Source organism: Govania unica, assembly GCF_027920805.1.
Taxonomy (GTDB): Bacteria; Pseudomonadota; Alphaproteobacteria; order Sphingomonadales; family Govanellaceae; genus Govanella; species Govanella unica.
Genome location: NZ_JANWOI010000005.1, coordinates 150,280 through 161,128, shown reverse-complemented (window position 1 = coordinate 161,128; position 10,849 = coordinate 150,280). Strand labels below are relative to the sequence as shown.

Annotated in this window: 11 protein-coding genes; 4 read left to right on the top strand and 7 right to left on the bottom strand. The window is 59.9% G+C overall.

Annotated elements, in window-relative coordinates:
* Positions 1-119 precede the first annotated feature (119 nt).
* Complete coding sequence (locus NYP16_RS14210) at positions 120-551, bottom strand: CBS domain-containing protein (RefSeq protein WP_274944827.1); 432 nt, start codon at positions 549-551, stop codon at positions 120-122.
* Between the two features lie 271 nt (positions 552-822).
* On the opposite strand from NYP16_RS14210, the gene NYP16_RS14205 reads away from it, so the two are divergent.
* The 3 genes from NYP16_RS14205 to NYP16_RS14195 are packed head-to-tail and all read left to right on the top strand — an operon-like array spanning position 823 to position 2,278.
* Positions 823-1,632, top strand: a complete 810-nt coding sequence (locus NYP16_RS14205; RefSeq protein ID WP_274944826.1) for a DUF1499 domain-containing protein — start codon at positions 823-825, stop codon at positions 1,630-1,632.
* 15 nt (positions 1,633-1,647) lie between these two features.
* On the top strand, positions 1,648-2,031 hold the full coding sequence (locus NYP16_RS14200; RefSeq protein WP_274944825.1) for a DUF423 domain-containing protein: 384 nt from the start codon (positions 1,648-1,650) through the stop codon (positions 2,029-2,031).
* A 19-nt stretch (positions 2,032-2,050) separates the two neighbouring features.
* Entirely contained in the window at positions 2,051-2,278 is a 228-nt protein-coding gene (locus tag NYP16_RS14195) for a hypothetical protein (protein WP_274944824.1), read from the top strand.
* 126 nt (positions 2,279-2,404) lie between these two features.
* On the opposite strand, the gene NYP16_RS14190 is transcribed toward NYP16_RS14195, so the two are convergent.
* The 4 genes from NYP16_RS14190 to NYP16_RS14175 all read right to left on the bottom strand — a co-directional run bounded on the left by NYP16_RS14190 (position 2,405) and on the right by NYP16_RS14175 (position 5,776).
* Positions 2,405-2,815: an RT0821/Lpp0805 family surface protein gene (locus NYP16_RS14190; protein WP_274944823.1), complete on the bottom strand. Its 411-nt coding sequence runs from the start codon at positions 2,813-2,815 to the stop codon at positions 2,405-2,407.
* A 197-nt stretch (positions 2,816-3,012) separates the two neighbouring features.
* Positions 3,013-4,428 carry an ATP-binding protein gene (locus tag NYP16_RS14185; RefSeq protein ID WP_274944822.1) on the bottom strand — a complete coding sequence of 472 codons (1,416 nt, stop codon included), beginning with the start codon at positions 4,426-4,428 and terminating at the stop codon, positions 3,013-3,015.
* Entirely contained in the window at positions 4,425-5,108 is a 684-nt protein-coding gene (locus NYP16_RS14180; RefSeq protein WP_274944821.1) for a response regulator transcription factor, read from the bottom strand. Before NYP16_RS14180 ends, NYP16_RS14185 begins: the two co-directional genes overlap by 4 nt.
* 56 nt (positions 5,109-5,164) lie before the next feature.
* Complete coding sequence (locus NYP16_RS14175) at positions 5,165-5,776, bottom strand: PepSY domain-containing protein (protein WP_274944820.1); 612 nt, start codon at positions 5,774-5,776, stop codon at positions 5,165-5,167.
* A gap of 141 nt (positions 5,777-5,917) precedes the next feature.
* Between NYP16_RS14175 and NYP16_RS14170 the strand changes: the two genes are divergently transcribed.
* Positions 5,918-6,283 (top strand): hypothetical protein, encoded by a 366-nt coding sequence (locus NYP16_RS14170; protein ID WP_274944819.1) that lies wholly within the window; start codon positions 5,918-5,920, stop codon positions 6,281-6,283.
* 87 nt (positions 6,284-6,370) lie between these two features.
* Here NYP16_RS14170 and NYP16_RS14165 read toward each other — a convergent pair whose 3' ends face one another.
* Positions 6,371-7,408, bottom strand: coding sequence for an NAD(P)/FAD-dependent oxidoreductase (locus tag NYP16_RS14165; protein ID WP_274944818.1), 1,038 nt, complete (start codon positions 7,406-7,408; stop codon positions 6,371-6,373).
* Between the two features lie 118 nt (positions 7,409-7,526).
* Positions 7,527-10,844, bottom strand: a complete 3,318-nt coding sequence (locus tag NYP16_RS14160) for a VanZ family protein (RefSeq protein ID WP_274944817.1) — start codon at positions 10,842-10,844, stop codon at positions 7,527-7,529.
* Positions 10,845-10,849: the final 5 nt, after the last annotated feature.

Sequence of the window (10,849 nt, the reverse complement as noted above, 5' to 3'; positions counted from 1 at the left end):
CGGCCGCGCTGTCATCGTGGAGCCGGTTTATAGGGGTACCAATCACCCTTGTCAAACACCATTCCAACCTTTTCTCAAACTTTCTGCTGAAGACCAGAGATTGCTCGGTTTCGCGGTGGTCATCCCGTGGCGATGTAATGTTTCATGGCTTCGGCTTCCATCTCGGTTTCGGCAATGCGCTGCTTGACCACGTCTCCGATGCTGATCAGACCGGCGAGTTTTCCATGATCGATGACGGGAACATGGCGGATACGGCGATCGGTCATCAGCATCATCACATGGTCGATGCTGTCGGTCAGAGTGCAGCTCACCACTTCACGCGTCATCAGCACATGAACCGGCTCAGCAAGAATGGTCATGCCGCCATCGGCCAAGGCCCGCACGATATCCCGTTCAGACAGGACGCCGAGGATGGCGCCTGCCGTATCGCAGACAAGCATCGCGCCCACGCGCTTCTTCCGAAGCTCTTGTACGGCTTCCAGGACAGAAATGTCCGGCCCGACCGTGTAAACATCCCGGCCCTTGGTCTTCAAAATACTGGTAACGAGCATTTATCCCACCTCACTTTTTACGGTTTCAGCCCTATTTTGCTCGCGGCCGGGCATAAACAAAACCCGGTCTCGTATCATGCCACCATTCCCAGCCACTGTCTAAGGACCTGATCTCAAAGACGGAAAACTGGGGCTTTCCCTAAGATCCTCACCGACTCGCAGGATATTGCCTGAGCTGCCCGGCAAGCATTGCTTAACGGCCTGATTCGCAATAGATTCCAACCAACCGAATTTCGCAGCGCTAACGCCCCATCTTCAGGAGACCCGCCCTATGTCCGATTCCACACCCGATCCCGTCTCCGACACGCCGGAACCCGTGGCCCGGATCACGGACTACGCGAAATATTGTGCGATTCTGGCTGCGGTCATTGTCTTGCTGGCCATTCTCGCCGGGCCGCTCTATCGCATTGGTCTGCTGCCGCTCAATCTTGCGTTCGATTTGCTTAAGGTTGGTGTGATCGGCGGCGCTATCGCCGTGGTTCTTAATCTTGTCACCATTCTCCGTCATTGGCGCGGCGGGCCGAACCGGGCACTTGGCATCAGCGCCGCACTGGCCGCCATTCTGGTGGCCGGGTTCATTTTCTCACTCTATCGCACCAGCCAGAAGGTGCCGGCCATTCACGACATCACCACCGACACAAACAATCCCCCGGCCTTTAATGCGGTGCTCGCAGACCGCAAGCCGGGCGACAACAGCCCCGACTATGATCCGAGAAACATTCCGCTCCAGTTGGAGGCTTACCGCGATATCAAGCCGCTTTTTACGGAATCCTCTCCGGCCGATGCCTTCGTCATGTCGGAAAAGGCCGCGCGCAAGCTTGGCTGGCATCTGGTCGCCGTCAAACCGGAGCTCGGCATCATTGAAGCCACCGATCGCACGCTGTGGTTTGGGTTCGAGGACGACATCGTGGTCCGTGTGGCCAAAGACGGCCTGTTGACCCGGATCGATATCCGCTCGGCCTCGCGTATTGGCGACAGTGATATCGCAGCCAACGCCAACCGCATTCGCCGCTTCTCCTCGGAATATCAGGACTTCAGCCGCGAAGGTGGCTCAAAACGCCGTAATCTGCCGCGCACCTAAGAGATCGGATAAAACATGATACGTTTTTGGATTGCAGCGGGCGCGCTCAGCGCCGCTTCGGCTGTGGCCATGGGAGCGGTGTCGGCCCATGCCCTCGCGGCCTTCGTCTCGCCCATGGAGCTTGAGCTCATTGATATGGGAGTCGAATATCAGCTGTGGCATGCGCTGGCGCTGATCTCTGTGGGGCTCGCAAGCGCATATTTCGGCAACCGTCGTCTTCTGCCGCTGGCCGGGATCGCGTTCATCCTCGGCACGCTCGGCTTTTCAGGCGGGCTCTACAATCTGGCCCTGGGCGGTCCGATCTTTCTCCATCCCCTCGTACCGATTGGCGGCGGCTTTTATATTCTGGGCTGGCTGATGCTGGCCGCCGCGGCGATTTTTTCCCCGAGAACTAAGTAAGCGAGATCCGAGTAAGGTCATGACAGACGACAGCCCCAAAGCCAAAAAACACGGCCACAAGCATAAATATACGGTGACCGTCACCGCCGACAGCGCCGAGGAAGCCATTTCGGTTGCCGCCGAAGCGCTGCCCAAAGGTGCCGAGATATCCGCCAGCGAAGCCACGCCCACCGGCGACAATATGGGGTGGGCGGTGACGCTCAGCTTCACCGGCGGAGAACGCCGCACCAACGACCCGGCGGGCTGAGCTTATAAAAGCAATCCCCGGCCGAGGGGGCCCGGCCGGGGATCATGACAAGTCCGGATGTGCCGTGGGGGGCACTGAGTGGGGAGGGAGAGGGTTCCAATCCGGACCTGCCAATTCCTTCAAGATTTAATTGTTATTGACGATTTTCCAGCTGCCGTCGGGCTGGCGGCAGGCAGTGCCGTAGCCCTGCTCCTTCTGGCCGCCGACAACGATGGTCTGGGTGAATTCACGGCAATATTGGTTTTGGCGCTGATAAGCCGCCTTGGGGACCACTTCGCCGTAATTGCCGCTGTCCGGATTGCGCCAGTAAGACGGCTGGCCCGCCCGGCCATATTCGAAAGCCTGCTGTTGCGCGCCGCCATACATCTGACGGTCCTTCGCGTCCATCGAGCGGCCGATCTGGCCACCGATCAAAGCCCCGGCGAGCGCACCGATCGCTATTGCGCTGCCGCTGGTGGAAGACCTGCACCGATAACCGCGACAATTGCTGGACGTGCCGATAGCTGCACCGAGAATAGCACCGGTGGCAGCACCCATTGCCGTTCCGCCTTGCTCTTTCGGGCCCATGTTTTCACAGGCCGTGAGCATTGCGCCGCACATCAGGATCGCCACAGTTTTAGACAGGATTGGAGTCATTGTTCAACCTCTACTCTCACCACTTGTTGCCATCCTAGGAAGATGCGCCTGAACCTTAGATGAATGACCTGGTCAGGAACCAATCATCTTCTGCAATATCACCGCTGATCAAGAACGCGCGGCAAATCAAGTTCCGCCAGCAGCCCGCCAAGCGGGCTTTCTTTAAGACGTACATCTCCACCGCAAAGTTCCGCAAGATCCTTGACGATGCCGAGACCGAGCCCGCTACCCGGCACGCTTTCATCAATGCGTTCGCCGCGTGTGAACACAAGTGCACGATCTTTTTCCGATATGCCCGGTCCATCATCTTCGATCTGAATGCGCAATCGCCCATCATCGCAGCCGACCGTCAGACGCACCCGCGTTTTGGCCCACTTCCCGGCATTGTCCAGGAGATTGCCCAGCATGTCGTCAAGATCCTGACGTTCCCCGCGAAACACAAGATCCTTGTCCACGGCACGTTTGACGATGGAAAATTTCAATCCGCGATGGCCGTAGATTTTTTCGATGACGCGCACAAGATCCCGCAGCGCCGGCATGACGTCTGAACGGCTGCCAATGACCCCGCCCCGCGCAGCAGCCCGGGCGCGCGCCAGATGATGATCCACATGACGGCGCATGATGTCCGTCTGCCGCGTCACCAGTTTTGCCAGATCGCTCGACTGCGCGTCCGCTTCGTTGGACATGACAGTGAGCGGCGTCTTCAGCGCATGCGCCAGATTGCCCACATGTTTTTGTGCGCGCTCCACCACCGCGGCATTATGATCGATGAGCGCATTCAATTCGGTCACAAGCGGCATGATCTCTTTCGGCGTCGGCCCCTCAAGCCGTGTCGCGCGGCCCGAACGAATGGCGGACAATTTGCGCGACAAGGTCCGGAGCGGCATCAAACCATAACGCACCTGAATAGCCATGGTGGCCAGAAGCACGCCGCCCAGGGCTGACAACCACCAGATCAGCATGCGATTAAAGTCGCGGACCTGTAGCTCCACTTCCGAAAGATCGCCCGCAACCATGAAGCGATAGGTTTTGGCCGAGCCCGGCAAATGAATATCGCGCGCTGTGGCCCGCAGACGTTGCGCTTCCGGACCTTTGAAATTGACGAATTCTGCACGCGCGAGATGGCGGGCATCGGGAAAGGACAAATCCTGATCCCACAGCGAGCGCGAACGGAACGGCAGCTCTCCCACAGCCGATATGCGCCAATACCAACCCGAATAGGGACGATCAAAGCGCGGGTCCATCATCGAACGGTAGAGACTGACAATGCCCTGCCCGTCCACGTTGCTCGCCCCCACCAAAGAATCAAGCAGCATGCTCAAGCGGCTGTCAAAGTTGCGCTCGACCGCGCTTTTAAAGACATAGGACAGACCGAATCCACCCGCCGCCAGGGCAATCGCCAGCCAAACCACGGCCGCGATCAGAATGCGCGCGGTCAGCGACTGACTGGCGCGAATGCCTGAGCCGGCGTCCCCGGTCTGAGTGGAGGCAGGTGAACCCGAGGCCTGCGTCATTCGACGGCTTGTCCTCCAGAACCTGGCTCTTCGATGCGATAGCCGAGCCCGCGCACGGTGCGGATGATATCCACCGGCAGCTTTTTGCGGATGCGGTTCACAAACACTTCGATAGTGTTTGAATCGCGATCGAAGTCCTGATCGTAAATATGTTCGGTCAGCTCGGTGCGTGACACCACCTTATCCGGGTGATGCATAAGATAGGCGAGCAGGCGATATTCCTGCGCCGTCAATTTGATCGGCACGCCATCCGCCGTGACCTTGCCGCTGCGGGTATTGAGCGAAACTGGCCCGCAATTGAGTTCCGGTGATGGCAGGCCGGCGGCCCGACGAATGAGCGCCCGCACCCGCGCCAACAGTTCTTCAAGACGAAAGGGTTTGGTCAGGTAATCATCGGCCCCGGCATCAAGCCCGGCCACCTTGTCGCTCCACCGGTCGCGGGCGGTCAGAATAAGCACCGGCATCTTGAGCCCAGCCGTGCGCCAGCGTTCAAGGACGCTGACCCCGTCCATGACCGGCAGCCCGAGATCGAGCACCACGGCGTCATAGGCTTCGTTTATGCCAAGATAATGCCCTTCCTCGCCATCTCCGGCGCGGTCCACCACATAGCCCGCATCCTCAAGGGACAGGGCCACCTGACGCAGGATATCGGGGTCGTCTTCCACCACCAGAATACGCATGATTGTTTCACTACCCTTTTTGTGACCGGTCGCCCTGTTTTCCAGATCGCTCTATTTTAACGCATTCCGCGCACGGCCAGTACCCGGCCCGTGCGCGCATCCATTTCCACCGCCACCACATTGCCGTGCGGATTGAGCACGCGCAGGTCATAGACCCAATCCGGGCCGCCGCCCATCCGGTTTTCATAAAGCTCGACGCCGACGATGCGACCATCAAACTGACGCCGCACCTGGCCGCGAATTTCGGTCAGGGAGCGAATCGTTCCGGTCTGCACCGCCGCCCGCGCCCGGTCATGGCCCATCATCTGCTGCAAGGCGCGGCGATCACGATCATCATTCGGATAAAGTGCTGAAGGTTTGCGCTCCCGTCCGGAAATCACCTCTGAGCCGTCAGAGCGCGGCTCGACGTTTTTGGAACCGGAATGAGAGTGATTGGGAGAACTCTGGCTCGGATAAGGCGGCCTCACGCCATGCCGCTGTCCGCTTTCCGCCGGAATCCCCCGAACCGGCGGATCCTGATCCATTTTCCGCGACTGCGCCTGTCGCACCGGACGATCAGGATCAAAGGCATGAACAGGGCGGCCCGCAGCATCCGCAATGGCAAGCAGGGCCACCACTCCGGCAGCGATCGTCCATCGCGTTCCTTTTACGACCCTGTAACTCATCATACTGAGGTCATACCCCCCACCAGTTTAACAGCACATGAACGCCCCCCTCAGACAGAATTCAGCTTCCCGCGAATACACTCACTGCAGTGAGACGACACAAAGACGTGAGGTGTCTTCAGCTTCCTCCAGGAGTATCACAAGATGAACAAGACCCAAATCCTCAGCACTGGCCTCGGCCTCGCGGCTTTGCTAGCTGTTTTTGCTGCTCCAGACGCCATGGCCCGCACATCCGTCAGCCTGTCGATCGGCGTGCCTGTTTATGCTGATCCGTTTTATTACCCCCCTGGGTACTATTCGGATTACTACTATGATCCCTATTACTATGTACCGGTCCCAGGCTACTACGCGCCCTATGGTTATGGCCATTCCTACTATCGCAGTAACGGCTACCGTGACAGAGATCACAGAGGCGGCGGCTTCCGTGGCGGCGGTCACATGGGTGGTGGTCATGGCGGTGGTGGTGGTCATGGCGGTGGTGGCGGCCATGGCGGCGGTCGCGGACGTTAACCTGCGTTCACCCTCGCGATGACATGACACTGCGGCTGGCGGAGATCGACAGATTTTCACCAGCCGCTTCTGTTCAGAACTATCCCCTCAGACGCCGACACCCAGGCGGCGTTGCAGTTCCGTATTGGTGGTGGTGTAGCCGGTCACCATTTTTTCATTGGGACGGGCATGATGAAAGGCGGCATGGGCCATAACCGCCGCCTCGTGAAATCCCGACAGGATCAGCTTGAGCTTGCCGCCATAGGTGCACATATCGCCGACCGCATAAACACCCGGCAGCCCGGCCTCATAGGTGACCGGATCGACCAGAATGCGATGATGGGCATCAAACGCAAATCCCCAGTCGGCAAGCGGCCCAAGATTGATCTTGAGCCCGAAGAACGGCAGAAAGGCGTCGCAGGAAATCGTTTCCGTCGCCCCGTCCTTATGCTGAACCCCAAGCGCATGCAGGGTTCCGCCCTCCCCAATCAGCTCGCGCACGCTGCCGATGATCAGCCGCATCTGTCCCGCCGCCACCAGCGCCAGCATATGCCCGACCGAATCCGGGGCAGCGCGGAACTCCTCCCGCCGATGCACGAGGGTAAGCTCGGCCGCGAGAGGCGCCAGATTCAGCACCCAATCAAGCGCTGAATCCCCGCCGCCCGCGATCACCAGCCGTTTGCCACGAAATTCCTCCATACGGCGGACGGCATAATGGACGCCACCGTTTTCATAATCTTCCACATGGTCAAGCGGCGGGCGTTTGGGCACAAAGCTTCCGGCCCCGGCGGCGATCACCACAATCGGGGCGGCGATTTCAAGGCCACCAAAGCATGTGACCAGCCAACGCCCGTCATCGAGGCGCCGCAGAGTTTCCGCCTGCTGTTTGAAGTGATAGACGGGCTCGAACGGTTGCGCCTGCAGCACCAGATCGTCCGTCAGTTCCTGACCCGTGCAACGCGGGCGGCTTGGAATATCGAAAATGGGCTTTTCCGGGTACAGCTGCGTGCATTGCCCGCCCGGCCGGTCGAGGTTATCGACCAGATGGCATTTGAGCCCGAGCAGCCCCAACTCGAAAACCGCAAAAAGACCAACAGGTCCGGCGCCAATGATGATGGCATCGGTTGACAAGACATCCTCTGACATGAAGTCCCCCATGCGCGACAGGAACAGACCAGACAGAACAGAGCAAGTTTGAGAACCAGATAGCCGAGCTAGTCTTTCACATTCCGTCCCGGCGGACAACGATCTTGGCCTGACGGTCTCAGGCCAAAGCCGCCCGACGCTCCCGCCGCATCAGCTCGCAGAGATAATAAGCCGCGAACAACAACAGATAGAACAGCAGCCCCAGGCGTGGTGAATCGAGCGGACTACCGATCACGCCGACCACCAGAAACCCGGTGAAAGCCGCCAAGAATACCGCCGATAGGCGATCCCCCTCCAAAACCTCGCCAATCAACCGCACACCGACCACCGTCACCAGACCAAGAAATAGCGCCAGTCCCAGATAGCCCTGCTCGAACAGCCCCGCAACGAACAGATTGTCCATATGCCAGGGCAAGGGGTCGTCGGCGGTCATGTACCAAAAATCAAGTCCATCGGAAAAATCGCCATTGTCCACCAGATTGCGCCCGGATTCGGTGCTGAGCTTTATGTCCGTGACATCAACGACAGTTTTGGCCACCGGATTATACAGGGTGAATTTGACCGGGCGGCTGGTGATCCAACCGGCCCGTCCCCGCGCCGAGGCGAGATCGCCGCTTTTAAGCGGCAGCGAAACCGCGCTCCATTGCCCAGTCCCGTCGGCAATCGCGGTCGAGGTCCATTTGCAGCCAAAGGAATCCGCCACCCATTTTTCGCAGATCGGCACCGCCAACGCCGCGTTCTCGCCATAAGCGCGCACACGATAGCTGAGCGTATAGTGATGTGCCGGCTGCACCCGCACGAATTGCGAAAAATAAACCGGTTTGCCCGCCGCCAGACGCACGAAGCTCCGCGCGCCCTCCTGCCCGAGACTGACGCTCCCGACCGGGGTCTTGCTGCTGTCCTTCGCGTAATAAAACGCGGGATACCGCCCCGGCCCCATGCCGAACAGCAGACTGGCCGCATCCCCGTCCCGCAGATCGAGCACATGCTGCCAGTGGTTCCAGCGAATGCCGCTGTCCTCGGACATGGTCTCGAACCGTTTGGCGAGAAACGAACCATTGAAAAACGGCACCGCCGCCGCCGCCGCAAGTCCAACCCCGACAAGGACAAAGGTCAGGAACCGCAGGGCATGCCCCTCGCGCTTCCGCACAGCAAGCCAAAGCCCAAGGCCGAGCACCAGAGCCGCCGCGAGAACCGCCAGATAAGGCCCGCGCGAAAAGGTGACATAGGTCCCGTAAAGCCCGATCAAGGCCAGCAGAAGCGCCCCGATCATGCCCTTCAAGTTACGATGCATGAGGAAAATCACAGCAGAGAACGGCAGGGCGGTGGCCAGATACGCGTCAAGATGCGCCCCGCCCGTGCGCATGGTGCCAAACGGCCCGACGGCCCGATATTCCGTGTTGAAATTGAGCAGGCCGGTAAACAGGAAACGTTCCCACATCACCACGAGACCACTGAGCAGCAACCCGCTGGCCATGCCGTAGCCGAGCAGCAAAAACGCCCCCGGATTGTCGCGCACCGCCCGCCACAGCATGGGTGCGAGCAGGATCGCCGCCAGCAACCCCTTGGAGGCCCAAAGCGTCTGCCAGCTTGAATAGGGCGAACTGAAGCTATTGGCGTCAAACGGCGGCAGCGGCAGCAAACCGTTCAGAACCGCGATCACATAAGCGGCAAGATAGGCCAGCATGAGCCAGAGAAACGCCCCGCGCCAGCCGAAATCCCCAAGCCGCAAAGGCTTGCGCCAAAGCTCCATGGCCAGCGTCACCAGCAGCAGCGCATCAAACGGGTCCAACATGGCCCGCCCGGTCAGCACCGTGAAATCAAGCACCGGCAAGGCCGCCGGGATGATCACAAGCCAGGCCAGCGGATGGGCCCGCAGCAACAACGCATAGGCCAGCAACCCGCCAAGCAGCCAGCCATTGGCCACCGGATAATCAAACAGCAACAACAGCGCCGCGACCATCAACAGGACAGCCGCCAGCGCCGACAGGCTCCATCCGGGCGCGGACTTTGCCCTCGGGGCCAGATCATGCTCCGTCGCACGACCCGAAAATATCCGCCCGAGCCAGTAATGAGCGCCCCCGGCAAACCAGACGCCGCCCAAGGCCCCGATCAGGTTCAGCAACAGATTGGTGGGGTCAGGACGATATCCGGCCACGAACAGCCCGCCGGTTTCCACAAGCGCCGTGAGCAACAGGGACAGAACCCCCGCCGTCCATAAGGAACGCCCGCCGCCACGGCCGTAAATGATCCAGATCAGCACGCCAAGCGGCAGATACTGCGCGATCTGCGACATGGCGCTGACCGCCGCCACCACTTCGTCACCCGAATAGAAATAATAAAACGGCAGCCAATTGACAGCGCCCAGAATAGCCAGCGCCTGATCGAAACCGGGCCGCGTCCCCGCCGTCCAGCGATCGAGGAGCACCACGAGCAAAGCAAACGGCACCAACGCCAGCGCCGCGCCAAGCCGCAACATAAGCCGCGACCTGTCCCCGAGTACCGGCATATGATCAAGCCGCAGCAAAGCCCGCGCCGCGACCCAGCCAAGGAAAACACCAAGGCTGCGCGTCACCCCGGCAAAAGCCGTGCTTTGTCCGGTTACCAGCCCGAACTGGATGATCTCCACCCCGAACCCGACGCAGAGAGCAACGACGACCGCCACAATTGCAGGACGCCGCAGTAGCAAAACCCCAAGCGGCGCCGCCAGGGCAATCTCCATCACCACCCTCACGGACCCGCGCGCCAAGCCAGCGTTGCTCGTCTCCGCCCCAAGAAAAGACTTCCCGGCGGCCATCATCTCGCGCAGATCGGCGAAGGAGAAAACAATGTCGAACGGAAAAAACATGATCACGGCATAAACGATGGCGTAAAGCGACGCCCCCGCCATCAGGGCCGCCACGCCGCCGCGGGCGATGCGTGCCCCGAACTCAAGCAGGCTTGGCCCGAGCACGAACCAGGTCACAATGGCCGTCAGCGCGCCCATGCAACCAGCGGCGATATCGTTCGCCGACACACTGCGCGCCGGAAGATAGGTCTGGGCAAATTCCATCAGACAGCTGAAGCCGAGACAGACCGCAAAGGCAAAAGCCGAGGCTAGCACAGCCGGTAAAATGCCGTCCCGCCGCAGGGTGGCCCCCATGAGACAAAAAGCCAAGGCGCCATAGGCCATGGCATGGCCGGTGCACTGGTCGCTGACCCAGATATAAGGATCAATGGGTTGCGCATTGAGAAAATGCGCTAGCGCCTGATCAAAGGTCTGATCGATAAATTCATAGGGCAGCATGCTGACGAAGATGATCCCCGCCAGCAGCAGGACCGACAGCCATTTGAGAACCCCACGCACCCGTTCTTCTGTGCGGAGGCGGGTGACAGTCTCAAAATGCCTGCGTTTCACGGCATCTTCCCGGACGATTCCAGCCGCGATTTCAGTCACTCCCG